Here is a 25,029-nt window from a genome sequence, read left to right as displayed (position 1 = left end):
TATTTCCACATTATTACGATGTGGTGGACTTTCTACGCCTAAATGCAGGAGGCAATTATGCCCAATCCTAAGTATTACTCACGTCTAGCCATAGCGGTGTCTGCCGCATTAGCTTCTATGGTATTTTCATCCCACGCGGCATGGGTGGATGTCGACAGTCTTCCCTCCAGCGGGCTGGTGAGCAGTTTGCCCCCGGAATTGCAGGCGTTAATTCCTGCTCAGGCGAATGCTCATTTCGCGAAAACCAGCGCGTTGCCGAATTATGTTTATCAATGGAATGCGGGCACGATTCCCGTTTATGGCCACGGGGTGACGCTTAATGGACCTGGCGCAGAAGCCTTTGAACACTCCCTTACCGTTATTCAGAACGGCAACACGGGAAGCCCAGGGGTTATTTTCGGTGATGACCTGACGATTCGTACTCAGTCAAAGAATGCCGCTAACAACGGTAAAGACGTTGATGGTATCCGTACACACGGAGCTAATACGCCAGATAACCCGGTCTTTATTATCACCGGCGACCGTACCTCCATTTATGTGGATGGTCAGGATGGTGATGGGATCAATGCCGGTTATAACTCGCTAAGCCAGGGCTGGACAGGTTCGGCAAATATCTATGTCGGTGACGATCTGTATATTCAAACCACCGGTTACCAGGGGCGTGGTATCACTGCAAACGCAATGAAAGACGCCACGGAGGCCAAAAATACGATTGTCGTTGGCGACCGGGCACACATTGTGACGACCGGCGACGGCTCTGAAGGTCTTCGCACCGGGCGGAGTGGTTCCTCGATCCTGCTTGGCAATGACGCTACCATCGAGACGTCGGGTGCTTCCTCAACGGGGATTTATGCCGCCTCATCGTCCAAAACGGAACTGGGCAATAACGCCACGATTACGGTGAACGGTATCAGTGCACATGCGGTCTACTCCACGAACGCGACCGTGAATCTGGGCGACAACGCGACCATTAGCGTGAACAGTGCTGGAAAAGCGACTTCATACAGCAAAGCGCCACGCGGCCTGTTTGCGATTTCACGCGGTGCGATAAACCTGGCAGGCGGTGCCGCCATTACCATGGCGGGCGATCACAGCAATGAAAGCTATGCTATCAGCACTGAAACGGGCGGTACCGTAGACGGCTCCGCTGGCGGGCGCTTCCTCATCGACGGTGATTTGCACGCCGCCAGCGGCACTGCGGCGACCAGCACGCTGGCGCAGCAAAACAGTACGATTAAGCTCAACATGACCGATAACTCGTTGTGGAATGGGGCGTCATATATCACCAGTGCCACGGCAGGGACGGGGGTTATCTCGCTGCAAATGCGCGATGCGACGTGGAATATGACCCACAGCTCAACGCTCACCGACCTGACGTTAAACCGCGGGGCAGTCGTTAACTTTGGCCACGGTGGCGACGAAGCGTGGCAGACGCTGACCATCAATGAGGATTTCACCGGCAACGGCGGCAAACTGGTTTTTAACACCGTGCTTCATGATGACGCCTCCGAAACCGATAAGCTGAAGGTACTTGGCAATACGGCGGGTAACACGTTCGTGGTGGTGAACAACATCGGCGGAACCGGGGCGCAAACCGTAGAAGGAATTGAAATCATTGAAGTGGCGGGCAATTCCGACGGTACCTTTGAAAAAGCGGGCCGTATTGTTGCCGGTGCGTATGATTACAACGTGGTACAGAAGGACAACAACTGGTATCTGACCAGTTTTATTCCGGTCACTCCACCTGGTCCGGTTGACCCCGATCCTGTCGACCCAACTGACCCTGAGCCGGTTGATCCAGACCCCATTGATCCCGTGGACCCGGTGATCCCTGAGCCAGAAGAGCCTGTTGTGCCGCCGGTAACTGAACAGCAGTACCGCCCGGAAGCGGGCAGCTATCTGGCTAACAACTTTGCCGCCAATACCTTGTTTATGACCCGACTGCACGATCGTCTGGGGGAAACGCAGTACACCGATATGCTGACGGGCGAGAAAAAAGTCACCAGCCTGTGGATGCGCAACGTCGGCGGCCATACCCGCTTTAAAGATGGCAGCGGGCAGTTGAAAACTCAAAGCAACAGCTATGTATTGCAGTTAGGCGGCGACCTGGCACAGTGGAGTAGCGACGGTCTCGATCGCTGGCACATCGGCGCGATGGCAGGCTACGCTAACAGCCAGAACCGCACGCAGTCCAGTCTGACCGGTTACGCATCACGCGGTCAGGTTACCGGTTACAGCGTGGGTCTGTACGGTACCTGGTACGCGAATGACGCCGACAAGACCGGTACTTATGTGGATAGCTGGGTGCTGTACAACTGGTTTGATAACAAGGTGATGGGTCAGGAGCAGGCTGCGGAAAAGTATAAATCCAGCGGAATTACCGCCTCGGTAGAAGCCGGTTATAGCGTCAAACTGGGTGAAAGCGAGCGCAACAGCTACTGGCTGCAACCGAAAGCGCAGGTGGTGTGGATGGACGTGCAGGCCGACGACCACCGCGAAGCGAACGGTACCCGCGTGAAGGATGACACTGCAGGCAACCTGATGACCCGTCTGGGCGTGAAAGCTTTTATCAACGGTCACAACGCCATCGACGACGGTAAATCTCGCGAGTTCCAACCGTTTGTCGAAGCCAACTGGATCCACAATACGCAGACCGCCCGCGTGAAAATGGACGATGTCAGCAACGACATGCGCGGCACAAAAAACATCGCCGAACTGAAAGTCGGCGTCGAAGGCCAAATCACTCCGCGTCTCAACGTGTGGAGCAACGTGGCTCAACAGGTCGGCGACAAAGGCTACGGCGATACCCGCGGTATGCTGGGTGTGAAATATAACTTCTGATAGAGATAGCCGAAAAGCCGCTGATTAATCGATCGGCGGCTTTATTTTTATTGGCAGAGAAGCCGTAGACCGGATAAGCGTCAGCGCCATCCGGCAAATAAGGTGGTGAGCTACAAACGTTGTCCCAGATGTTTTGTTGGTACTCGGCTTTGGTGTAAGACTGCCAATACAACAATATTTGTGTCTTGTGCACAATAGTAAATCGTATGGCTAACATAAGGAAAGCTGTAAACATCTTCACCAAAATCATCAATGCGATGTTGCCCCATGCCTGGCATTTCAGCTAATTGGGAGAGAACGACCTGTAATTTCCTAAGATAATCCCTGGACTGTTTAGCGCCCCAATTTCTTGATGTGTAATCACGGATTTCAATAATATCGCGCTGTGCTTCCCCAGTAAGTTTGTAACTCACTTTTTATCCTTTGTGTTGATCCATCAACTCATCAAAAAAAGCATCGCCGTCGACAGTATTGCCCGAATGAATATCGTTCTGAGCACGCTGAATTTTGGCCTTCAGTAACTGAAGCTTCATGGCTTCCATTTGTTCATAGTCTTCAATGGAAACGACAACTGCAACAGGTTTACCGTTACGGTTAATTTGCACAGGCTCTCGCTGCGCTTTAAGTAGCATATCGCCAAACTGGGTTTTGGCTTCATTTGCCGTAAGAGTATGCATATTGTCACCATTTCGTATGAATCGTTCGATTCGTTCATTATAGTCGATATCTTTCTGGTGGTCACTATGAAGAGGGGGCCAGAAAAGTAGGCCGGATAAGCGATAGCGCCATCCGGCACCTGGTGAACCTGTAAGTATGGCTTACAGGTTCAGCCGTGCTTCACTGGAGAGTCGCCAGCGTACTCTCAATTCTTGCCAGCTTCTGCTGTACCTCTTTCAACTCATCCTGCAGCCGTTGCTCTTGTTCGCTGTAGACCATCAGGACGATACAACTGTTCATCACTTTTACGGTAATCTGTTGTCCGGTATCAAACCCAGCCGTGTGTAACCACTTGCCGGAAAGGATAATTTTGGGTGTGGATTTGTCGAAAACATTCGGGCGATTTCCCACAATTAACGAACGCTCGGTTCCGGATTGGTCAGTGTCTGGGGTAGAATGCGAATCAGCCATAATCAACTCCTTGATAGTTGGTGAGATTAGCTCTCGTCAGGTACTGCGAATACCGGGCGGGAGCATTTATAGATCCGGTCGCCAAAGAAAAGGTACGTACCTGGTTGTTGATATTTTGCTCTTATAGGTACGTACATGTCAGCGGTTAAACGCGACCCAAACCAGTCCAAATCCGGAAAAGCACCGACCTTCCAGATTCGTATCACGCCTGAGTTAAAGGCGCAGTTCGAGGCAGCTGCAAAGGCAGAGGGGATGAGCTTGGGGAATTGGCTCAAAACCTTGGGGAGAAAGGAGTTGGTAAGGCTGCAGATTGAGCCTCAAGATAAATAGTGGGCCGATTAATTATCCTGCCTTCCTGGGATATTTATGATCTCCATTTTTAAGGCATCTTCTCCTGAAAATATTGCAGCTAAACCCTTCCTGATTTTTAATTGGTCGTTCTCTATTGCCCCATGAGCCACAGGGGAATATATAGCTGTTTGTAACTGCACTCGCTCAAAATTATAGCCAATATCTTTTGCGATCTCTGACAATAAGTCCAAGAAAAGATTGTTGCTTATTTGGTTCCATATGGTTCCTAAAGCGTTGTCGTTATCAGGGTATGATGTATTCAAATGTGCAAAATAAAGCTTCCAGGAAGATAATACATCACTTTCAGAAGCGCTTCTTCTGGCCTTTCCTCTTCTTATTTTTCCATAAAATGCTAAGTCGATCATATTTAATGCACGAACATGTTCGTTAGACAGTCGAGCATTCGGAGATCTGGTTGCCATGAGTTGTTTGAATATATCAATTTTTAATGATTTTATCTGTGAATATTTTTCAATGAATTTTTGAGTTTGAATGGCTATTAATGGGCTAATCACAGTGGCAGTAATGGCTATAATGGTAAGTGCAGTACTCATATATGATTCTCGTTATCAATAATTGAATTTAAACATTTGAACGAGGATCATAAATGAATTCGTGTACTGAGGATATATGACAAATGGCTGGGATAAGAAAAGCATTTTGGCGGAAGATCACAGGAGTCGAACCTGCCCGGGACCGCTGGCGGCCCCAACTGGATTTGAAGTCCAGCCACCTCACCGGAGATGACGATCTTCCGCGCCTCGATTGCTACATGGAGGCGGGGCGCATTATAGCTACTTCCTTGGGTTTCCACACCCCCTGACTCACTTTTTTAACTTCCGTTTCGCTATAACATGAGCGATTTCATATAAATCCCCACAAAATCCATAAGTTACAGTGATGTTTATTTTTGGACGCTACTCCGATCACAGAAAACAAGAATCGTAATTTGATAACGAGATATCGGAATACCCATGTCACGCGTGATGATTTACAAAAACTGTAACCGGTACCAGTATGCCTGTGTACGCCTTATGCCCCGTATCTGACCGACGCAATCAACAGGACGTTACGGCGAAAGCATTTCAGAACTAAAGGAACAGACGATGAAAATTAGTGACGGAAACTGGATGACCCAGCCAGGTCTGAATGTAATAAACCCCGTTCAGGTGTTCGATGTTGAACAACAGGGTAATGAGATGGTGGTCTACGTTGCGCCGCGCGACGTGCGTGAGCGAACCTGGCAGTTGGACACCCCGATGTTTACGCTGCGCTTCTTCTCGCCGCAGGAAGGCGTGGTGGGCGTGCGTATGGAGCACTTTCAGGGAGCGCTGGATAACGGCCCGCATTATCCGCTGAACGTGCTGCAGGACGTGCAGGTTGAGATGTGCGATAACGCCGACTTTGCCGAACTAAAGAGCGGTAATTTAAGTGTGCGCGTAACCAAAGGCGAATTCTGGGCCCTCGATTTTTTACGCAACGGGGAGCGCATTACCGGCAGCCAGTTGAAAAATAATGGCTACGTGCAGGATGCTAACAGCGATCGCAACTATATGTTCGAGCGCCTGGATCTGGGCGTCGGCGAAACGGTGTACGGGCTTGGCGAACGCTTTACGTCGTTGGTGCGTAATGGTCAGACGGTCGAGACCTGGAACTGCGATGGCGGCACCAGTACCGAGCAGTCTTACAAGAACATCCCGTTCTATGTCACCAATCGTGGTTACGGCGTGCTGGTGAACCATCCGCAGTGTGTGTCGTTTGAAATTGGCTCCGAGAAGGTGTCAAAGGTGCAGTTCAGCGTGGAAAGCGAGTATCTGGAATACTTCGTGATCGACGGCCCGACCCCGAAAACGGTGCTGGATCGCTATACCCAGTTTACCGGTCGCCCGGCACTGCCGCCTGCGTGGTCGTTCGGTCTGTGGCTCACCACCTCGTTCACCACCAACTACGATGAAGCGACGGTGAACAGCTTTATCGACGGCATGGCCGAGCGCAATCTGCCGCTGCACGTTTTCCATTTCGACTGCTTCTGGATGAAGGCCTTCCAGTGGTGTGATTTTGAGTGGGACCCGGTGACGTTCCCGGACCCGGAAGGCATGCTCCGTCGCCTGAAGGAGAAAGGCCTGAAGGTCTGCGTGTGGATCAACCCGTACATCGGGCAGAAATCGCCGCTGTTCAACGAACTGAAAGAAAAAGGCTATCTGCTTAAGCGGCCGGATGGATCGGTGTGGCAGTGGGATAAATGGCAGCCGGGGTTGGCGATTTATGACTTTACCAATCCAGAGGCCTGCGAGTGGTATGCCAACAAGCTGAAAGGCCTGGTGGATATCGGCGTGGACTGCTTCAAGACTGATTTTGGCGAGCGTATCCCGACGGATGTGCAGTGGTTTGACGGCGCTGACCCGCAGAAAATGCACAACCATTATGCGTTCATCTACAACGAACTGGTGTGGAACGTGCTGAAAGAGACCGTGGGGGAAGAAGAGGCGGTGCTGTTCGCCCGTTCTGCTTCCGTGGGCGCGCAGCAGTTTCCGGTGCACTGGGGCGGCGACTGCTACGCCAACTACGAATCAATGGCGGAAAGCTTGCGCGGTGGCTTATCCATCGGCTTGTCCGGCTTTGGCTTCTGGAGTCACGACATCGGCGGCTTCGAGAATACCGCCCCGGCGCACGTCTACAAACGCTGGTGTGCGTTTGGGCTGCTCTCCAGCCACAGTCGTCTGCACGGCAGCAAATCCTACCGCGTACCATGGGCGTACGACGACGAATCCTGCGATGTGGTGCGTTACTTCACCGAGCAGAAATGCCGCATGATGCCGTATCTGTATCGCGAAGCTGTGCGCGCCAGCGAGTATGGCACGCCGATGATGCGTGCGATGATGCTCGAATTCCCGGACGATCCGGCGTGTGATTACCTTGACCGTCAGTACATGCTGGGAGACAGCGTGATGGTGGCCCCGGTGTTCTCTGAAGCGGGAGATGTGCAGTTCTACCTACCGGAAGGTCGCTGGACGCACCTGTGGCGTAACGACGAGATTGTGGGCAGTCGCTGGCATAAACAGCAGCATGACTTCCTGAGCCTGCCGGTCTACGTGCGTGATAACACCCTGCTGGCGCTGGGCAGCAATAACCAGAAGCCGGATTACGCCTGGCATGAAGGCACTGCGTTCCAGCTGTTCCATCTGGAGGAGGGGCGTGAAGCCGTCTGTGACGTGCCGGCCGCTGACGGCTCGGTTATCTTCACGCTGAGGGCGAAACGTGTGGATAACACCATCACCGTGACGGGGGAGGGCGAGGCGCGCAACTGGACGCTGTGTCTGCGTAACATCCCGCAAATTGGCGGCGTGAAGGGCGGTTCATCTACAGGGAGCGAGTGGGGTGTGGTGATTGCAGCAGAAGGCAATGTGTTGACCATTACCCTGTAAGTGCATGTGAACGTGGTGCCGGATGGCGATGCAGTGCGTCTTATCCGGCACCACGGTGCGTGCAGCGTTCCAGATCTGAAAATTAAAAACATCCTGACTTAATCTTTTTACCTGTCCATATTTGCGAGCGCAATCACTCTACTTCCCACGAAAAATGTGATCTGAGCCGTAAATATCTCACTATTTCCCTCTTTTGTCTTATTTCTGTCCGGAATACAGGACACGATTTAGTATTGTTGCCGCATCGTAGTCCTTTTATATTTATCATCACGGATTACACGTGGCGCGTAAGCGCTTCTTTCGATATTTAATCTGGTGTGTGATAAGGGTAAATAATGCAAATGATTACCTCGCGACAAAACAGATTATTAAAATTCCTTCTGTCCCGGAAGGAATATGTCACGCTGCTGAAAATCGCCGAACATTTAACGGTTTCAGAGAAGACTGTGCAGCGCGATCTACGGCTACTGGAACAGTGGTTATCGGAATGGAAAATAACTATTGATAAACGCGCCGGGGCTGGCGTGATGCTAAGTGTTGATAATATTACCGATCTTTTATCGCTGGATCAGCTATTGGGCGCAGAGGGTGATGACGCTGATGGTATGATGAATAATTCACGGCGCGTAAAAATAGCATCGCAGTTATTAAGTGAAACGCCACACGAAACGTCCATCAGCAAATTATCTGAGCGCTATTTTATCAGCAGCGCATCGATTGTGAACGACCTGAAAGTGATTGAATCATGGATAACCCCGCTGGGATTATCTCTGATCCGTAGCCAGAGTGGGACGCACATTGAAGGCAGTGAGAGTGGTGTACGTCAGGCTATGGCTTCACTGATTAACGGTGTAATTAACCATAATGAACCCGGTAGTGTCGTTTATTCACGCCTTGATCCTGGCAGCTATAAAGCGTTAGTACATTATTTTGGTGAAGAAGACGTTTTATTTGTGCAAACGCTGCTACAGGAAATGGAGAACGATTTGTGCTGGTCGCTGGGCGAGCCTTATTACATCAATATCTTTACCCATATATTGATCATGATGTATCGCATCACCCGGGGCAATGCGTTGCCGAGAAAAGAGGAAAATATAAACTCATTTGATGAAAGCATCTTTTCTATTGCGAACCGAATGATTCAGCGTATCGAAAAACGCATTGTTCATCCGCTACCGAAAGATGAAGTCTGGTTTATTTATCAATATATTATCTCCTCTGGCGTAATGATAGAAGAGCATAACGACGTCAGCGCTATCGGTCATATGCACTCCAGCGATGAAGCGCGGCTGATTACCCATCGGCTGATCGCGATTTTTGCCGAGATGGTCGACAGTGACCTCAGCGAGGATACCGCGCTGTATGACGGATTACTGATTCATATTAAGCCGCTGATTAACCGGCTGAACTATCAGATCCGTATTCGTAACCCGCTACTGGACGATATTAAAGGCGAACTGCAGGACGTCTGGCGTTTAACGCTTTGCGCGGTTAATCGGGTGTTTAGCGGCTGGGGCGAGCGTGCCGTGTCGGAAGATGAGGTCGGGTACCTAACCGTGCATTTTCAGGCCGCTATGGAGCGGCAGATTGCCCGCAAGCGCGTGCTGCTGGTTTGCTCAACCGGTATTGGTACGTCTCATTTACTTAAAAGTCGCATTCTGCGCGCCTTCCCGGACTGGACCATCGTGGGTGTGGTATCAGCGGGCAGTTTACCCTCCATACTGACGGACGATATTGAACTGGTGGTGTCGACAATCAATCTACCCACTATTGCGATGCCCGTCGTGTATGTCACCGCCTTCTTCAATGATGCGGATATTAAAAGAGTAACAGAAACGGTTATCACCGAAAAATTACATCGAGCGACGTCGCTGGTCGTCGAAAATTAATGTCTGAACTCCATGAGGTATGATTGATGGACATCACGAAAATACTCAATACAAATCGCGTTATTTTAGATATGAAGGCTACAAGTAAAACGGAGGCTATTGAGGAACTGACAGATATTCTGCAAAAGGATGGCGCAATTAGCTGTCGGGAAACGTTTATTCAGGATGTCTGGCAGCGTGAGTCAGAGGGTTCAACCGGCTTTGAAAATCATATTGCGATTCCACACGGAAAATCTTCGGCGGTGGTGAATACCACGCTGGCGATCGGCCGTACGCGCCAGGATATTCCCTGGGAAACTCTGGACGGTAGCAATGTACGGTGCATTATATTGTTTGCCGTCCGTCTTGAAGATCAAAACACTACGCATATTCGCCTGCTCTCGCAGGTTGCCGGAGCGCTGGCGGATGATGAAATTATTGAACAATTATTGGTTGAGAGTAGTCCACAGAAAATTATTGAGCTGTTTAGTCAATATGCTGAATCCAATGTCTGCTAAATAAAATATGGAGCATGCTATGAATATTGTTTGTGTTGCCGCCTGTACGGCGGGTATTGCACACACCTATATTGCCCGCGAGAAGCTCATTAAAGGGGCAAAGGCGCTTGGTCATAATATTAAGGTTGAAACGCAGGGTACCATCGGCACGGAAAACGAATTACTGATGGCGGATATTTCTGCCGCTGACGTCGTGATTCTGGCGGTGGATGTGAAAATAAAAGGAGAAGAACGCTTTTCTAATAAACGCATTGTGCGGGTGAAAACAGAAATTGTTATTAAATCGCCTATTCAGTTTCTTGAAAAGGTTGAAAAATCGCTGGTTACGACAAACCAGTAGCGATCCTCATTCTGGAGGGAACTCACATGAGTGAAAATACAGTTCCACTATCACAGGAAATAAAAAGACATTTATTAACGGGGATTTCGTGGATGATCCCGTTAATCGTTGCCGCAGGGATTTGTATTGCCCTCGGGCAAATACTCGGTGGCACTAACGTCGGTGAGAAAACCGGAACCATACCCTGGATGCTCAACCAGATTGGCGGTTGGGGAATGGGGCTAATCGTTCCGTTAATCAGTGCGGCGATTGCCTATTCCATTGCCGATCGCCCCGGCTTTGCGCCAGGTCTGATTGTTGGTTATGTCTGCGGCGAAATTCATACCGGTTTCATTGGCGGGATGCTGGGCGGATTTCTGGTGGGTTACACCGTGTTGCTGCTGAAACGCTACATCCGTTTGCCGCAGTCGATGCAGGGGTTGATGCCCATCATGGTGCTACCAGTGCTGAGCACGGTGATTGGCGGCCTGTTGATGATGACGTTAATTGGCAAGCCGATTGCCTGGCTGCAGGACGCGTTAATTCATCTGCTGGAGTCCATGCAGGGTGGGTCGCGCTTTCTGATGGGCGCGATCCTCGGCGCGATGGCGACGTTCGACTTCGGCGGTCCGGTGAATAAAACCATGTCGCTGTTTGCGGACGGTATGCTGGTCAGCGGCGTGTACGGCCCGGAGGCGGTGAAATTTGTCGGCTCGATTATCCCGCCGTTTGGCATCACGCTTTCCTTCCTGCTGACGCGGCATAAGTACACCCGTGCTGAGCGCGAAGCGCTGAAGGCGGCATTCCCGATGGGGATTTGCATGATAACCGAAGGGGTTATTCCAATTGCTGCACGCGACCTGCTGCGCGTGGTGGGCTCCTGCGTGGTGGCCTCTGCAGTAGCGGGTGGATTGATTATGGTGTGGGGCGTCGAAAGCCCGGTCCCGCACGGTGGCATGTTTGTCGTCCCACTCTTTACCCATCCGCTGTTGTTCTGCCTGGCACTGGGCATTGGCACGGCGATCTGCGGGGTCATGCTGTCGCTGTGGAAGAAACCGGTGACCGAGCGCGACGAAGAGTTTGACGAGCTCAGCGATCAAAAGCTGAAAGACGAAGAGATCACCTTCACCCTCGAATAACCGGAGGCCGTATGTTTGCCGATATGAAAAGCATGGTGACGAAAGCCTGGCGTGAACAATACGCGCTGCTGGCGATCAACTGTATGAACCTGGAAAGCGCCCGGGCGGCGGTACGGGTAGCAGAGAAACACCGTGCACCGATCATTCTGAATCTGTATCAGGGGCATCTGGAGCATTTCCCTGCATCAATAGCGGCAGCGGTGGTGAAAACCCTAGCGGAAGACGCCTCCGTACCGGTTGCTCTGGCGCTGGATCACGGCAAAGATCCGGCACGCATTCGCCAGGCGTTCCGCGCTGGATTCAGTGGCTTGATGATCGACGCCTCCGCGTTTGCGCTGGAAGAGAATATCCGTCAGACCCGCGCGGTGGTGGAACTTGCCGCCAGCGTGCAGCTGTGTGTGGAAGGGGAACTGGGCCACCTCGCGGATGCGCCGTGCTATGACCATGCCGCTAACGTTGACTTGATGACCCAGACCGCCGACGTGGTGCCATTTATCCAGCAGACCGGGATCGACTTGCTGGCCGTTTCGGTGGGGACGGCGCACGGCATGTATGCCCCGGGAGTGACCCCGGCCATCGATTTTCAGCGTCTGGAGGCGATAGCGCATTTATCGACGGTGCCACTGGCGCTGCATGGCGGTAGCGGTACGCCGTTCGATCAGCTCCGACGCTGTCCGACGTTTGGCGTCGCCAAGATTAACGTAGGCGCGGCGGTCTTCGAAGCTGGAAAGGCTGCGTTGCTACATACCCTTTGTCGGGACCAATCCTGTGAGCTCGTTGATGCTCTGGCGGTGATGGAACAAGCCTGCGAGGAAGCCATTATTCCTTACCTACAGGCCAGCGGCGCTATCGACAAAGCCTGATTCATTTTCTGTAACGCCTTCTATGCCTCTGCGATGACGCACTGGCAGGGCTTTCTACACCCTGAAACTGGAGAATTAACATGTTAGTTTCGATGAAAGAAATACTGCAACCGACCCGTCAGCACGGTTTTGCCATTGGCGCATTTAACGTCGCGGACAGCTGCTTCGTGCGCGCCGTGGTGGAAGAAGCAGAAGCAACCAACACGCCAGCAATTATCTCTATTCACCCCAGTGAGCATGATTTCCTCGGTGATGCGTTCTTTAGCTATGTCCGCGATATCACCCTGCGCAGCCCGGTGCCGTTCACGCTGCATCTGGATCACGGCGCGTCGGTGGAGCATGTGCTGCGGGCGATTCAGTGCGGGTTTACTTCGGTGATGATTGACGGCTCGCTGTTGCCGTATGAAGACAATGTGGCGTTAACGAAGGAAGTGGTCCGACTGGCGCATGCAGTAGGCGTTTCGGTTGAGGGGGAACTGGGAACGATTGGCCAAACCGGAACCTCAGTGGAAGGCGGTGTGTCGAAAGTCACCTATACCGACCCGGCCCAGGCAGAGGACTTTATCGCCCGTACCGGTGCGGACACGCTGGCGGTGGCGATTGGTACCGCGCATGGGATCTACCCGAAAGGGATGCAGCCTGAGCTGCAAATGAACATCCTGCGCGATATCGCCGGACGACTGGATATTCCCTTGGTGCTGCACGGCGGTTCAGCGAACCCGGATGCGGAAATCGCCGAGTCCGTCACGCTGGGCGTGGGCAAAATCAATATTTCCAGCGACATGAAATACGCCTACTTCCAGAAAGTCCGCGAAATCCTGGCGAAAGAGACCTGGTGGGATCCGAACGTGATCTACCCGGAAGCAATCAGCGCCGCGCGGGATGTGATCCGCCACAAAATGAAGCTGTTCGGCTCTACCGGAAAAGCATCACTTTACTAACGGCATGCAGGCGGGGTGACCCGCCTCTTTCGCGACAGGGAAAAGTGGAATGAAGCGTTCTCAGATTAATTATGCCATTGATAAAGCGCATGCCATCGCCGAAACCTTTCGACTGTGCCTGCCCGATTTTGCATATTTCACCGCCGATGCCTGGCGACAGCAGGATTGGGCTAAATGGCGTGAAGTGCGTGATCTCCAGCTGGGGTGGGACATTACCGACTTTGGCCGCGGGGATTTTGCGCAAACCGGGCTGACGTTGCTGACGTTGCGTAATGGTTTGTGGGGTTCAGCAAACTATCCCAAGCCCTATGCCGAAAAAATGCTACAAATTCAGCAGGATCAACAAACACCGTGGCATTTTCATACGCATAAGATGGAAGACATTGTGAATCGTGGCGGCGGTGATTTATGTATGCAGCTGGCGTGGGCGACACCCGATGCGCAGTATGACGGTCAGCGAGCGGTTGAGGTCAACGTGGATGGTCAACGGCGCAGCTGCAAACCTGGTGATACGCTGGTACTGAAACCGGGGCAGGGCGTGTGCCTTCCGCCGCGCTTGTATCATCGCTTCTGGGCCGAGAAAGCGTTTGTGCTGGGCTGGGAAATCTCGATGGTGAATGACGACCAGCACGATAACCACTTCCTCGAACCGGGCGGTCGCTTCCCGGCGATAACAGAGAACGAGCCGGCAAAATGGCTGTTATGCGGCGAGTATGATGGTTTACGGGGAGAGGGTGTGTAAGCCCGACAGCATTCGCGCTATCGGGCGATACTTTCCTGGGTAATAGATTACTGAGCAGACGGCGGAGCGGTGACGTTACTGCCCGACACAACGCCCGCCTGCATGGTCTGTGTCACTTGCTGCTTGTCGGCATTCACCGCATGCAGTTGACCGTTCACCGTGGGCTTCAGCGGCGTATCTGCGTGCAGAGTGCCGCTGGCAGTCAGTTGGATGTTACCGTCGCCGGAAATCGGCAGCGCAGGCCATCCCCACTGTTGTAGGATAGTCATTGGCACACCGCGACCGTTCAGGCTGACCTGCGTCTGGCGCTGCGGAAGTTGTGAGATGCTGGCGGTAGCCTCCAGCAACCCTTTCTCGGTATACGCGCTCAGTTCGCTGATATTGATCGTGCTGCTGTTGGCCGTAAGCGTCAGCGAAGGGCGGCGTACGTCGGTGCGGTTAAACGTGGCGGCCGCGGCGTTGAGCGTGGTGCTGCCGCTCCAGATCCCCCACTGGTGATTTTGCACCAGTCCGAGGTTGGCGCCGTAACCGTCCAGCGCGGTGAGCTGCCACGGGAAGGCTGGGTCGATATCGATCACCAGATTGCGGCTGGCGCTGAATTTCTTCAGCGTCAGGCTGTCGAGCCAGGTGGGCAAGGGCTTCACCCACAGCGGTTTCCAGTTTTCCGGTAGCGTGTATTCCAGCCCGGCAACTGCGGCATCGTCGAGAACAAGCGCTTTGCTATTGCGCAACCAGTTGCCGGAGGTTCTGACCATACCGCCTTCCCAGCGGGTGGTGAACTGGCGCAGCGCAATGCCCTGCGGCGAGAACTCAGCGTTGAGAATAGGATCGAAGAAGTGCAGCGAGCCGTAGATAAATTCGCTGGCGTTCATCGACAACTTACCTTCCTGGGTTTGCCAGTCGTCCTTACTAAAGGTCATGTTGCGCAAGCTGAGATCGAGATCCGTTACCGCCCAGTCAGGGCCTTGTAGACGGGCATCTGTCACCTCAAGACGACCAATTTGCAGCGAGGGAATGGTGGTGAGCGGCGCAAAAAAGTCGGTCAGCGATTTATCGCTTTGCAACCGAATGTCGTTTAGCCGTAGATTTTCCACCACCCAACTGCCGTCGGGGTTTCGCTGCGCCACGCCGGTCAATGCGCCGCGCGCCACATCGGCGCCAATATTGCTTAACGTGACGCGATCGTTATCGATACTGCCTTCAATCAGCACGTTAGTCGTAGGAACATCGTTCAGCGTTAACGAGCTGGCGCTGAGCTGGATCTGCGCTTTACTGCCGAGTATTTTTCCGGCTTCAGGGCTCCAGGGGATCACGCCGCCGTTCACGCGCTGCGCACTGAGGTTCCACTCGCTTCCGGGGCTGTTGAGTGCCATATCCTGTAGCTGCAGGCGATCGGCCTGGAACGGCAGCGGTGCAGTTTGTGGAGAAAGATTCAGCGTACCGTTTTGCAACAGGATGGTGTCGACGTGCAGCGGGTCGGTGATTTGGCGACTGCTCAGCCCAATATCAACGTTTTTTGCTACCAGGGTGGCAGGCTGGCCATCCCGACCAAAGGTGACGTTCTCCAGCAGAATGTGGGAGGGTGAAGAAAACCGATGATCGATGGCATCAAACGTCAGGTGGTAGCTGCTGTTCTCTGACACCCAGGCGCTGACATGCTCGGCGCCCCAGCGGGTTTGCAGTAGAAAATAGAGACCGAGGATCGCCACTGCAAGGGCGATCAGCACGTAAAGAAGCAGCTTTCCAATAAATTTCATGGTCTTCCATCCCGCAAAGTACACGTAGTCAAGTTATGCACGATTTACGCGCAATCCTCAAGGCGGGAATGGTGAAAGAGCGTAACAGCGGCGTTGATTCTGAATCAACGCCGCATGTCGCTTACTGTTTCTCTGGCGGGAAAACGAGGTTCAGAACGATAGCGGTAATACCGCCTGCGGCAATCCCTGAGGAGAGCAGGTTTTTCACCCAGTCCGGGGCAAACTGCAGGATCAGCGGCTGCTGGGAGACGCCCAGGCCAACGGCCAGCGACAGTGCAATAATCAGAATAGCGCGGCGATTCAGCGGCTCGCGAGAAACAATGCGCACCCCGGAGGCGGCGATGGTACCGAACATCACCAGCGTAGCGCCGCCGAGAACCGGCTCAGGGATGTGCTGTACAAACCCACTGACCGCCGGGAACAGACCCAGCGCGATCAGCATCAGCGCGACTACAAAGCCAACATAGCGGCTGGCTACGCCGGTCAACTGAATCACCCCGTTGTTCTGCCCGAAGCAGGAGTTCGGAAAGGTATTGAACACGGCGGAAACAAACGAGTTCAGGCCATTTGCCAGAACGCCGCCTTTCAGACGCTTCATGTACAGCGGGCCGGAGACCGGTTGTTCGGAGACATCGGAGGTGGCCGTAATATCGCCGATGGTTTCCAGAGAGGTGATCATAAAGACCAGCATCAGTGGCAGCAGTAAGCTCCAGTCGATGCCCAGGCCATAATATAGCGGCGTTGGTACCATGATGAAGTCCTGGCTCACCGGTGCGGTGTTTTGCGGCAACATGTCCATAAACCAGGCCAGCAGATAGCCTGCGGCCATGGCAATCACCAGTGATGCCACGCGCAGGTACGGGTTACGCTGGCGGTTAAGAAGAATAATGAGCGCCAGTACAACGCCGGCCAGCATCAGATTCTTCGGTGCGCCGAAGGTGTTGTCGCTCATTGCGGCATAGCCGCCACCGATTGACGTCAGGCCTACCTGAATCAGCGACAGGCCGATAATCATCACCACCACACCTGAGACCAGCGGGGTAATAATACGGCGCGCCAGATGCAGTACGCGCGAGATAACCATTTCCGTGCAGCTCGCCAGCATCAGCGTACCGAACAGTGCCGCCATCATGGTCGGGACATCTGCACCGCCGGTTTTCAGCGCCGTGCCTCCCATAATCAGCGGTGCTACAAAGTTAAAGCTGGTGCCCTGAATAGATAACAGCCCTGAGCCAACCGGCCCCCAGGCTTTAATCTGAATGATGGAGGCTACGCCGGATGCGAACAGCGACATACTGATAATGTGTTGAGTATCCTGAGCCGGTAAACCGAGCGCCTGACAGATAAGCAGGGCTGGCGTGATCACCGCGACGAACATCGCCAGCAGGTGCTGGCAGGCGGCAAACAGGGTCTGGGCTAACGGGGGGCGATCTTCAAGACGGTAAATCAGTTCACTGTTGTGAGCCTGCGCAACCGGTTGCGCATTTGTTGGCTCTACGGCGTTAACGGACATCAGAGGCAATCCCATGGTGGAAAAGCGGTGATTTTATCTGACCAGAACAGAAAAGCAAACGTTTGCTAGCAGGTATTCTTAATATTTAAAACCGATGAACTCACCTTTTTATATAACTTTTTGTCATTTTCTGCTTAAAATCCACCCCGAAAACCTAAAAAGACCTAAAAATCGATCTGGAATACATCGTGCGTGATTGTGCTAAACGCACTAATGGAGCTGTCTATGTTTTACCTCGATACGTTATCTACATTGGTTGCGGCAACGCTGGTGTTGCTGCTGGGACGTAAGCTCGTCCAGTCTGTTCCCTTCCTGAAGAAATACACGATACCTGAGCCCGTAGCGGGTGGTTTACTGGTGGCGATCGCACTGCTGGTACTGAAAAAGAGCATGGGCTGGGAAGTTAATTTCGATATGACGCTGCGTGACCCGTTGATGCTGGCGTTCTTTGCCACTATCGGCCTGAACGCCAACATCGCCAGCCTGCGCGCCGGTGGCCGCGTGGTGGGCATTTTTCTGATTGTGGTGGTGGGGTTGCTGTTGATGCAGAACGCCATTGGGATCGGGATGGCGAGCCTGCTGGGTCTTGACCCGTTGATGGGGCTGATTGCCGGTTCGATTACGCTTTCCGGTGGACACGGTACGGGTGCGGCGTGGAGTAAGCTGTTTATTGAGCGCTACGGTTTTACCAATGCCACCGAAGTGGCGATGGCGTGCGCAACATTTGGCCTGGTGCTGGGTGGACTGATTGGCGGCCCGGTCGCGCGCTATCTGGTGAAGCACTCCACTACGCCTGACGGTATGCCGGACGATCAGGCCGTGCCGACTGCGTTTGAAAAACCGGATGTCGGGCGCATCATCACCTCTCTGGTGCTGATTGAAACCATCGCGCTGATCGCTATCTGTCTGACAGTGGGCAAAATCGTTGCGCAATTGCTGGTGGGTACCGTGCTGGAATTGCCGACCTTCGTCTGCGTGCTGTTTGTTGGGGTGATCCTCAGCAATGGCCTGGCGTTAATGGGCTTTTATCGGGTGTTTGAACGCGCGGTTTCCGTGCTGGGCAACGTGAGTCTGTCGCTGTTCCTGGCGATGGCGTTGATGAGCCTGAAGCTGTGGGAACTGGCTTCGCTGGCGCTGCCGATGCTGGCGATTCTGGTGGTGCAGACGATCTTCATGGCGCTGTACGCCATATTTGTCACCTGGCGCATGATGGGCAAGAACTACGATGCCGCTGTGCTGGCAGCCGGGCACTGTGGTTTTGGTCTCGGCGCAACGCCGACGGCGATTGCCAACATGCAGGCGATTACCGAGCGTTTTGGTCCATCGCATACTGCATTTTTAGTCGTGCCGATGGTAGGGGCGTTCTTTATCGACATCGTTAACGCGCTGGTGATTAAGCTGTATTTGTTGTTGCCAATTTTTGCGCAATAAAGGCCGTGCGGCGGTGTGACAACCGCCGCCGCTATTTATCGATTACGCGTTGGAATAGCGTTCGGTTTCCGGCATCCAGCGTTCAATCAGCGCCACCGCCTGTTGTGGGTAACGTTCGTGAATATGACGGGCAATGCGCTGAACTTCCGGAATAATTGCCTGATCGCGTAGTAAATCCGCTACTTTGAATTCTGCCGTCCCCGTCTGACGTGTCCCCAGTAATTCTCCGGGGCCGCGAATCTCCAAATCCTTTTGCGCAATCACAAATCCGTCGTTACTGTCTCGCAGGACCTGCAGGCGTTTCTGCGCGGTTTTTGACAGCGGTGATTTGTAGAGCAGCACGCAGTGGGAGGCCACCGCGCCACGACCGACGCGGCCGCGTAGCTGATGCAGTTGGGCCAGACCTAAACGTTCCGGGTTTTCGATAATCATCAGGCTGGCGTTGGGGACGTCCACGCCGACTTCTATCACCGTGGTGGCGATCAACAGATGCAGTTCTCCCTGCTTGAAGGCAGCCATCACCGACTGCTTCTCAGCGGGCTTCATGCGTCCGTGCACCAGACCAATATTGAGTTCCGGTAGGGCAATTTTCAGCTCTTCCCACGTGGCTTCTGCCGCCTGGGCTTCTAACAATTCAGACTCTTCAATCAGCGTGCAGACCCAGTAAGCCTGACGTCCTTCATGGGTACAGGCGTTGCGCACGCGATCAATAATATCGCTGCGACGGGTATCCGGGATGGCGACCGTGGTGACCGGCGTACGACCCGGCGGGAGTTCGTCTATCACCGAGGTGTCGAGATCGGCGTAGGCGGTCATTGCCAGAGTACGCGGGATCGGCGTGGCAGTCATGATCAGCTGATGCGGGTGGAAACCCTGCTGCTGACCTTTTTCCCATAGAGCCAGACGTTGATGAACGCCAAAGCGGTGCTGTTCGTCGATAATCACCAGCGCCAGACCATTGAACTGAACCTGCTCCTGAAAAATGGCGTGTGTACCGACAATCATCTGTACCTGCCCGCTGGCAATGGCTTCCTGTTGGGCAAGACGCGCTTTACCTTTCTGCTTACCGGCCAACCAGCCGACTTCAATGCCAAGTGGGGCAAACCAGCTACGGAAGTTATTCGCATGCTGTTCGGCCAGCAGTTCGGTTGGTGCCATCAGCGCTACCTGCTGACCGTGGGCAATGGCCCGTAGGGCAGCGAGCGCGGCGACCAGGGTTTTACCAGATCCGACATCACCCTGTACTAGGCGCATCATCGGGACATCCAGCGCCATGTCGCGTTCGATCTCAGCGGTCACCCGCGCCTGTGCGGCTGTGGGTTTGAAGGGTAATGCGGCCAGCAGCTGGTTTTTCAACGTATCGTTGGCACTCAGTGACTGGGCATGAAAACGCTGCGCCCCGGCGCGCAATGCCAGCATACTGAGGTTATGGGCTAAGAGCTCTTCGAGGATCAGGCGCCGCTGCGCCGGATGTTGTCCGGTTTCTAGATCGCTGAGCTGTAACGATGGCGGTGGACGATGCAGCGTGCGCAGCGCTTCCGGTAGGCTCATCATGCCCTGTAACAGTTCGGGCGGCAGCAGTTCGGCAATGGCGCAGGTATCGAGCAAATCCAGCGCCTGATCGGTAAGTTTGCGCAGCGTAGCCTGCTTAACCCCTTCCGTAGTCGGGTAAACTGGCGTGAGCGTTTCCTGCAGTTCCGGGGTGCTGAGATCGCCCTGTACGCGGTATTCCGGGTGGATCATCTCTGCCCCGTATTTCCCGCGCTTGGCTTCACCGTAGGCCAGCACTCGCCGACCTGTCGCCAGGCTATTTTTCATTGCCGCGCTGAAGTTGAAAAAACGCATCGTCAGGATGCCAGAACCGTCGCTTATCTGGCAGGTCATCATTCGCCGACCACCGAAGGTGACAGTGCAGTTCAGCACTTCTCCTTCTACAGTGGCGTAGACGCCCGGCAAAAGCTCGCCAATTGGGTACAGATGCGTGCGGTCTTCATAACGCAGAGGAAGGTGTAACAGGAGATCCTGTACGGTGTGCAGGCCGATTTTAGCCAGTTTACTGCTTTGCGCTGCGCCAACGCCCGTCAGGGAATTAAGTGGAATGGCATCCAGTAAACGGCCTTTCATCGGATTTATCTCGCTGACTGCATAGTGGCCCACCACGCGGCATCGGCTTCAATTTCGCCCTGCGTATTGACGTGGGGGTAAGGGAGACCTTTGCGCTTTGCGACGTTGGCCAGCACCGGATAACCCCCTTCGAAAAGCAGGCGCTGCTGCTCGTCTTCCGGCAGCATGCTGTTATCTCTCTGGTACATGCCGGCGTTTTGCCGCTGGCGCTGTGCTTCATACAGAATGAGTGCGGAGGCAACCGAGACATTCAATGACTGCACCATGCCGGTCATAGGAATGATGATATCCCGATCCGCAAGGTCTAACGCTTCCTGGGTGATGCCGGTTTTTTCCTGACCCATCAGGATGCAGGTGGGGCGCGTGTAATCAATTTCGCGGAAATCGACAGCCTTATCAGAGAGATGCGTCGCCAGAATCTGCATGCCCTGATTTTTTAAATGGGTGACCGCATCGCCAATAGTCGGGTGGGTCTTGACTTGCACCCAGCTGTTACTGCCTGCGGCAGAAGAGAGCATGGTGCGCATGCGGCTACCCGGCCAGACGGCGTGGACTTCGTGCACGCCGACCGCGTCTGCGGTACGAACGATCGCAGAAACATTATGAGGTTTATGGACCTGCTCCATGCAGACGGTCAGATCGGGCTGACGCCTGGCGAGCATTTCACAAATACGCGCATAACGGTTTGAGTTCATTACACTTCATCCTTCGAACTGCCTCGGCGTTGGCTGCACTCACTTACCCCAGTCACGTACTTCTGTACGCTACTGGGGATTCATTCGCTTGCCGCCTTGATGCAATTCGAATGATTTTGTGTAAGCGCTAATTTCTATTACGTGTAACTTTAATAACGTCCGGCATTACGCGGATTTTGCGCATGATATTCGCCAGATGCACGCGATCGCGAGCGGTCAGGCGGATAAAGGCGCTGTAGACGCGACCGTCTTTTTCTTCCGTATTCAGGCTTTGAATATTGGAAGTCGTGGTGTTGATTGCCGCCGTCAGGTTAGCCAGAGCACCCTGGTGGTTAAACATCTCCACCTTGATTTCGGTGATGAATTCCTGCTCCGTTTCTTTGTCCCATTCCACCGCCATAAACTTCTCTGGCTCTTTCTGGTAACCACGGATGTTACGACAGGATTCATGGTGAATGACCAGACCTTTCCCCGGGCTGACGTGGGCGATAATCGGGTCACCTGGGATGGGACGACAGCATTTCGCGAAGGTGATCAGCACACCATCAGCGCCTTTGATCGGCAGATGGCCGTGGCCGGATTGCGCAGGAACATTCGCAGATGCGTCACCCTGCTGGAGGTTCTTCGCTACCACCACGCTCATGGCATTCCCCAGGCCGATTTCCGCGAGCAGATCGTCAAGCGTGGCGAGCTTCATGCGCTCAAGCTCACGCTGGATGCTCTCCTGCGGGATCTCAGCCAGTTTACGGCTGCCGCCTAAGGCATGGTTAAGCAGACGGCGACCCAGGCTAACGGAATCATCGCGCTTGAGGTTTTTCAACAGCTGGCGAATTTTGGCGCGGGCTTTCGAGCTAACGACAAAGTTGAGCCACGCCGCATTCGGACGCGCGCCCGGAGCGGTAATGATCTCAACAGTTTGGCCGCTGGAAAGCGACTGCGAAAGCGGGTAAGGCTGTCTGTCGACGCGTGCACCGACGCAGGCATGACCGATGTCGGTATGCACGGCATAAGCGAAATCGACAGGTGTTGCACCGGCAGGCAGTTCAACAATGCGCCCTTCCGGTGTGAAAACATAAATCTCATCCGGGAAGAGATCAGATTTGACGCTTTCAATAAATTCAAATGAGCTACCGGCACTCTGCTGCAGTTCCAGCAGGCTTTGCATCCAGCGCTGCGCGCGGATTTGCGCTGTGGTGCTGCTTTCACCGCCGTGCTCTTTATATGCCCAGTGCGCAGCAACCCCCATCTCCGCCATTTGGTCCATGTCTTCAGTACGAATTTGTACTTCAACCGGAACCCCGTGCGGACCGATCATCGAGGTGTGCAAAGACTGATATCCGTTCGCTTTCGGAATGGCGATATAGTCTTTCACGCGACCAGGACGGGGTTTGTACAGGCTGTGCATTTGACCAAGTACGCGATAACAGGTGTCGGCGTCGTGGACGATAACGCGAAACGCGTAGATGTCCATGATCGAGTGAAAACGCTGCTCTTTGAGCACCATTTTGCAGTAGATCGAGTACAGGTGTTTCTCGCGACCGCTTACGCGACACGGAATGCCAGCCTCCTGCAAACGCCCTTCGATTTCCGAGAGGATTTTTTGAATCATCTCTTTGCGGTTGCCGCGTGCGGCTTTAACCACTTCTTTAATCACGCGATAGCGGTTCGGGTACAGCGCTTCAAAACCCAACTCTTCCAGCTCGGTTTTAATGTGATGTATACCTAAACGGTGCGCCAGCGGACTGTAGATTTCGAGGGTTTCGCGGGCAATACGGCGACGTTTGTCCGGGCGTAATGAGCCCAGCGTGCGCATATTGTGGGTACGGTCGGCAAGTTTGATGAGAATGACGCGGATATCCTGCACCATCGCCATAATCATCTTGCGAAAGTTTTCGGCCTGCGCCTCTTTCTTATCGCGAAACTTAAGCTTATCAAGCTTCGATACCCCTTCAACCAGTTCTGCAACGCTTTTACCAAAAAGCTGTTCCATGTCCTGGTAGGTAGCGGGGGTATCTTCAATCACGTCATGCAGCAGCGCAGCCATTAGCGTTTCATAGTCGAGTTTCATCTCGGCCAGAATGCAGGCTACTGCTACCGGGTGCGTGATATAGGGTTCACCGCTTGAACGTGTCTGGCCCTCGTGAGCGTCACGTGCAACGAGATACGCCTGCCGAAGACGCTTAATCTGGTCTTCCGGCAGGTAGTTTTGAATCAGTTGATTCAGGCTTTCAAACAGATACAAGGGCGACCCGCTTTGTGATTAACGACGACCTTCAGCAATAGCGGTAACGGCTTGTAATTCAGCGGCTTCCTGCTCTTGCTGTTCCTGGCGCTCACGCACGTCGAGGATCTGGTTGTTGATCAGACCTTCTTCGATTTCGCGCAGCGCGATTACGGTAGTTTTATCGTTTTCTTCTGGTACAAGCGGATCCTTTCCGCCTGTCTGCATCTGACGAGCGCGACGCGCGGCGACCAGTACCAGGTCAAAACGGTTACCAATTTTCTCTACAGCGTCCTGAACAGTTACGCGTGCCATACTTAAAATGCTCCACAGGTGAAGAAATGACTGGGCATGATACTGAATGTGGGTTCAGTCTGCCAACAGTTTGCTGATTAAAGCGTCATGGCGCTGCTTTTGGCGGCTCATGCGCAGACGTTCGGCGCGAATGATCGTTTTCAAATCGCCCAGGGCAGTATCAAAATCATCATTCACAATCAGATAATCATATTCGGCGTAATGGCTCATTTCTGCAACAGCTTGTGCCATACGTTTTGCGATCACCTCTTCGCTATCCTGACCACGCCCACGCAGGCGACGGTCCAGTTCAATCTTAGAAGGCGGCAAAATAAAAATACTGCGTGCATGCGGCATTTTTTCACGAATTTGCTGCGCACCTTGCCAGTCGATATCTAAAAAGACATCTACGCCCGATGCCAGTACTTGCTCAATTGCCTCACGCGAGGTGCCGTAGTAATTGCCGAATACCTCTGCGTGTTCCAGAAACGCATCTCTGCCAATCATGGTCCTGAATTCATCATGGTTCACAAAGAAATAGTGTTCACCATGCACTTCCCCCGGGCGCGGTGCGCGCGTGGTGTGCGAAACAGAAACCTGGGTGTCATACAACGGTTGGGTCTTTAATAAAGCCTGAATCAGGCTGGATTTACCCGCGCCACTGGGGGCAGAAACAATATAAAGCGTGCCTTGAGCCATGAGTATCTTATGTATGTGATTGTCGAAAGAGAGCCTACATACGGGCTTATTATACACGTAGCCGCTATACGACGTAGTCTTTGTCACACTTTTTGCGCAGGATTATTGCGTTTTGCGTATCTTTTTCCTGTTTTATCGCAGAGTTGCTGCAACAAGTAAA

Annotated in this window: 22 protein-coding genes and 1 tRNA gene; 11 read left to right on the top strand and 12 right to left on the bottom strand. The window is 53.4% G+C overall.

Features of this window, described 5'->3' with window-relative positions; genetic code table 11:
• Window positions 1-57: 57 nt before the first annotated feature.
• The gene (gene misL / locus FCH32_RS18255) at window positions 58-2,841 is read left to right on the top strand and encodes an intestinal colonization autotransporter adhesin MisL (RefSeq protein WP_174361307.1); all 2,784 of its coding nucleotides are present in this window, start codon (window positions 58-60) and stop codon (window positions 2,839-2,841) included.
• A 110-nt stretch (window positions 2,842-2,951) separates the two neighbouring features.
• Here the strand turns inward: misL and FCH32_RS18250 are convergent, their stop codons facing one another.
• The 3 genes from FCH32_RS18250 to FCH32_RS18240 form a co-directional block, all read right to left on the bottom strand.
• Window positions 2,952-3,254: a type II toxin-antitoxin system RelE/ParE family toxin gene (locus FCH32_RS18250; protein WP_174361306.1), complete on the bottom strand. Its 303-nt coding sequence runs from the start codon at window positions 3,252-3,254 to the stop codon at window positions 2,952-2,954.
• A 3-nt stretch (window positions 3,255-3,257) separates the two neighbouring features.
• The gene (locus FCH32_RS18245) at window positions 3,258-3,518 is read right to left on the bottom strand and encodes a type II toxin-antitoxin system Phd/YefM family antitoxin (RefSeq protein ID WP_117342569.1); all 261 of its coding nucleotides are present in this window, start codon (window positions 3,516-3,518) and stop codon (window positions 3,258-3,260) included.
• Between the two features lie 160 nt (window positions 3,519-3,678).
• Window positions 3,679-3,969 (bottom strand): SymE family type I addiction module toxin, encoded by a 291-nt coding sequence (locus FCH32_RS18240; protein WP_174361305.1) that lies wholly within the window; start codon window positions 3,967-3,969, stop codon window positions 3,679-3,681.
• A 135-nt stretch (window positions 3,970-4,104) separates the two neighbouring features.
• On the opposite strand from FCH32_RS18240, the gene FCH32_RS18235 reads away from it, so the two are divergent.
• Window positions 4,105-4,299, top strand: a complete 195-nt coding sequence (locus FCH32_RS18235) for a toxin-antitoxin system HicB family antitoxin (RefSeq protein ID WP_115257155.1) — start codon at window positions 4,105-4,107, stop codon at window positions 4,297-4,299.
• Between the two features lie 8 nt (window positions 4,300-4,307).
• Here the strand turns inward: FCH32_RS18235 and FCH32_RS18230 are convergent, their stop codons facing one another.
• Window positions 4,308-4,874 carry a DUF6680 family protein gene (locus FCH32_RS18230; protein ID WP_115257156.1) on the bottom strand — a complete coding sequence of 189 codons (567 nt, stop codon included), beginning with the start codon at window positions 4,872-4,874 and terminating at the stop codon, window positions 4,308-4,310.
• A 107-nt stretch (window positions 4,875-4,981) separates the two neighbouring features.
• A tRNA-Sec gene (locus FCH32_RS18225) sits at window positions 4,982-5,076 on the bottom strand.
• Window positions 5,077-5,426: 350 nt separating this feature from the next.
• On the opposite strand from FCH32_RS18225, the gene yicI reads away from it, so the two are divergent.
• From yicI to FCH32_RS18185, 8 genes are all read left to right on the top strand, one after another.
• A complete protein-coding gene (yicI, locus tag FCH32_RS18220) occupies window positions 5,427-7,745 on the top strand; it encodes an alpha-xylosidase (RefSeq protein WP_174361304.1) in 2,319 nt (772 codons plus the stop codon).
• A 335-nt stretch (window positions 7,746-8,080) separates the two neighbouring features.
• On the top strand, window positions 8,081-9,634 hold the full coding sequence (locus FCH32_RS18215; RefSeq protein WP_174361303.1) for a BglG family transcription antiterminator: 1,554 nt from the start codon (window positions 8,081-8,083) through the stop codon (window positions 9,632-9,634).
• A gap of 26 nt (window positions 9,635-9,660) precedes the next feature.
• Window positions 9,661-10,131, top strand: a complete 471-nt coding sequence (locus FCH32_RS18210; RefSeq protein ID WP_153880477.1) for a PTS sugar transporter subunit IIA — start codon at window positions 9,661-9,663, stop codon at window positions 10,129-10,131.
• 19 nt (window positions 10,132-10,150) lie between these two features.
• Window positions 10,151-10,471 (top strand): PTS fructose transporter subunit IIB, encoded by a 321-nt coding sequence (locus FCH32_RS18205; protein WP_096759056.1) that lies wholly within the window; start codon window positions 10,151-10,153, stop codon window positions 10,469-10,471.
• 26 nt (window positions 10,472-10,497) lie between these two features.
• Window positions 10,498-11,589 (top strand): PTS fructose transporter subunit IIC, encoded by a 1,092-nt coding sequence (locus FCH32_RS18200; protein WP_096759057.1) that lies wholly within the window; start codon window positions 10,498-10,500, stop codon window positions 11,587-11,589.
• 11 nt (window positions 11,590-11,600) lie between these two features.
• Complete coding sequence (locus FCH32_RS18195; protein WP_153880475.1) at window positions 11,601-12,452, top strand: class II fructose-bisphosphate aldolase; 852 nt, start codon at window positions 11,601-11,603, stop codon at window positions 12,450-12,452.
• Between the two features lie 80 nt (window positions 12,453-12,532).
• Window positions 12,533-13,393, top strand: a complete 861-nt coding sequence (locus tag FCH32_RS18190; protein WP_096759059.1) for a ketose-bisphosphate aldolase — start codon at window positions 12,533-12,535, stop codon at window positions 13,391-13,393.
• 49 nt (window positions 13,394-13,442) lie between these two features.
• Window positions 13,443-14,135: a D-lyxose/D-mannose family sugar isomerase gene (locus FCH32_RS18185; RefSeq protein WP_174361302.1), complete on the top strand. Its 693-nt coding sequence runs from the start codon at window positions 13,443-13,445 to the stop codon at window positions 14,133-14,135.
• A gap of 47 nt (window positions 14,136-14,182) precedes the next feature.
• Here FCH32_RS18185 and FCH32_RS18180 read toward each other — a convergent pair whose 3' ends face one another.
• Window positions 14,183-15,892, bottom strand: coding sequence for an AsmA family protein (locus tag FCH32_RS18180; protein WP_174361301.1), 1,710 nt, complete (start codon window positions 15,890-15,892; stop codon window positions 14,183-14,185).
• 121 nt (window positions 15,893-16,013) lie between these two features.
• Complete coding sequence (xanP, locus tag FCH32_RS18175; RefSeq protein WP_096759062.1) at window positions 16,014-17,405, bottom strand: xanthine/proton symporter XanP; 1,392 nt, start codon at window positions 17,403-17,405, stop codon at window positions 16,014-16,016.
• Window positions 17,406-17,630: 225 nt separating this feature from the next.
• On the opposite strand from xanP, the gene gltS reads away from it, so the two are divergent.
• A complete protein-coding gene (gene gltS / locus FCH32_RS18170) occupies window positions 17,631-18,836 on the top strand; it encodes a sodium/glutamate symporter (protein ID WP_096759063.1) in 1,206 nt (401 codons plus the stop codon).
• Between the two features lie 42 nt (window positions 18,837-18,878).
• On the opposite strand, the gene recG is transcribed toward gltS, so the two are convergent.
• The 5 genes from recG to gmk all read right to left on the bottom strand — a co-directional run bounded on the left by recG (window position 18,879) and on the right by gmk (window position 24,869).
• Window positions 18,879-20,960 carry an ATP-dependent DNA helicase RecG gene (gene recG / locus FCH32_RS18165; protein WP_115257159.1) on the bottom strand — a complete coding sequence of 694 codons (2,082 nt, stop codon included), beginning with the start codon at window positions 20,958-20,960 and terminating at the stop codon, window positions 18,879-18,881.
• A gap of 5 nt (window positions 20,961-20,965) precedes the next feature.
• Entirely contained in the window at window positions 20,966-21,655 is a 690-nt protein-coding gene (trmH, locus tag FCH32_RS18160) for a tRNA (guanosine(18)-2'-O)-methyltransferase TrmH (protein WP_096759065.1), read from the bottom strand.
• A gap of 127 nt (window positions 21,656-21,782) precedes the next feature.
• Window positions 21,783-23,897, bottom strand: a complete 2,115-nt coding sequence (gene spoT / locus FCH32_RS18155; RefSeq protein ID WP_096759066.1) for a bifunctional GTP diphosphokinase/guanosine-3',5'-bis pyrophosphate 3'-pyrophosphohydrolase — start codon at window positions 23,895-23,897, stop codon at window positions 21,783-21,785.
• 18 nt (window positions 23,898-23,915) lie between these two features.
• Window positions 23,916-24,191 carry a DNA-directed RNA polymerase subunit omega gene (rpoZ, locus tag FCH32_RS18150; protein ID WP_002442542.1) on the bottom strand — a complete coding sequence of 92 codons (276 nt, stop codon included), beginning with the start codon at window positions 24,189-24,191 and terminating at the stop codon, window positions 23,916-23,918.
• A 54-nt stretch (window positions 24,192-24,245) separates the two neighbouring features.
• The gene (gmk, locus tag FCH32_RS18145) at window positions 24,246-24,869 is read right to left on the bottom strand and encodes a guanylate kinase (protein WP_005122601.1); all 624 of its coding nucleotides are present in this window, start codon (window positions 24,867-24,869) and stop codon (window positions 24,246-24,248) included.
• Window positions 24,870-25,029: the final 160 nt, after the last annotated feature.

The organism is Citrobacter gillenii (genome assembly GCF_013337685.1).
GTDB lineage: Bacteria > Pseudomonadota > Gammaproteobacteria > Enterobacterales > Enterobacteriaceae > Citrobacter > Citrobacter gillenii.
This window is presented reverse-complemented; position numbering and strand designations above follow the sequence as displayed.

Coding starts and splice junctions, on each gene's coding strand:
- gltS (WP_096759063.1), top strand. CDS start 17,631: ATGTTTTACCTCGATACGTTATCTACATTGGTTGCGGCAACGCTGGTG.
- FCH32_RS18230 (WP_115257156.1), bottom strand. CDS start 4,874: ATGAGTACTGCACTTACCATTATAGCCATTACTGCCACTGTGATTAGC.
- rpoZ (WP_002442542.1), bottom strand. CDS start 24,191: ATGGCACGCGTAACTGTTCAGGACGCTGTAGAGAAAATTGGTAACCGT.
- FCH32_RS18180 (WP_174361301.1), bottom strand. CDS start 15,892: ATGAAATTTATTGGAAAGCTGCTTCTTTACGTGCTGATCGCCCTTGCA.
- FCH32_RS18215 (WP_174361303.1), top strand. CDS start 8,081: ATGCAAATGATTACCTCGCGACAAAACAGATTATTAAAATTCCTTCTG.
- FCH32_RS18185 (WP_174361302.1), top strand. CDS start 13,443: ATGAAGCGTTCTCAGATTAATTATGCCATTGATAAAGCGCATGCCATC.
- FCH32_RS18235 (WP_115257155.1), top strand. CDS start 4,105: ATGTCAGCGGTTAAACGCGACCCAAACCAGTCCAAATCCGGAAAAGCA.
- FCH32_RS18240 (WP_174361305.1), bottom strand. CDS start 3,969: ATGGCTGATTCGCATTCTACCCCAGACACTGACCAATCCGGAACCGAG.
- FCH32_RS18205 (WP_096759056.1), top strand. CDS start 10,151: ATGAATATTGTTTGTGTTGCCGCCTGTACGGCGGGTATTGCACACACC.
- xanP (WP_096759062.1), bottom strand. CDS start 17,405: ATGTCCGTTAACGCCGTAGAGCCAACAAATGCGCAACCGGTTGCGCAG.
- FCH32_RS18245 (WP_117342569.1), bottom strand. CDS start 3,518: ATGCATACTCTTACGGCAAATGAAGCCAAAACCCAGTTTGGCGATATG.
- FCH32_RS18200 (WP_096759057.1), top strand. CDS start 10,498: ATGAGTGAAAATACAGTTCCACTATCACAGGAAATAAAAAGACATTTA.
- FCH32_RS18195 (WP_153880475.1), top strand. CDS start 11,601: ATGTTTGCCGATATGAAAAGCATGGTGACGAAAGCCTGGCGTGAACAA.
- gmk (WP_005122601.1), bottom strand. CDS start 24,869: ATGGCTCAAGGCACGCTTTATATTGTTTCTGCCCCCAGTGGCGCGGGT.
- yicI (WP_174361304.1), top strand. CDS start 5,427: ATGAAAATTAGTGACGGAAACTGGATGACCCAGCCAGGTCTGAATGTA.
- FCH32_RS18210 (WP_153880477.1), top strand. CDS start 9,661: ATGGACATCACGAAAATACTCAATACAAATCGCGTTATTTTAGATATG.
- misL (WP_174361307.1), top strand. CDS start 58: ATGCCCAATCCTAAGTATTACTCACGTCTAGCCATAGCGGTGTCTGCC.
- FCH32_RS18190 (WP_096759059.1), top strand. CDS start 12,533: ATGTTAGTTTCGATGAAAGAAATACTGCAACCGACCCGTCAGCACGGT.
- trmH (WP_096759065.1), bottom strand. CDS start 21,655: ATGAACTCAAACCGTTATGCGCGTATTTGTGAAATGCTCGCCAGGCGT.
- recG (WP_115257159.1), bottom strand. CDS start 20,960: ATGAAAGGCCGTTTACTGGATGCCATTCCACTTAATTCCCTGACGGGC.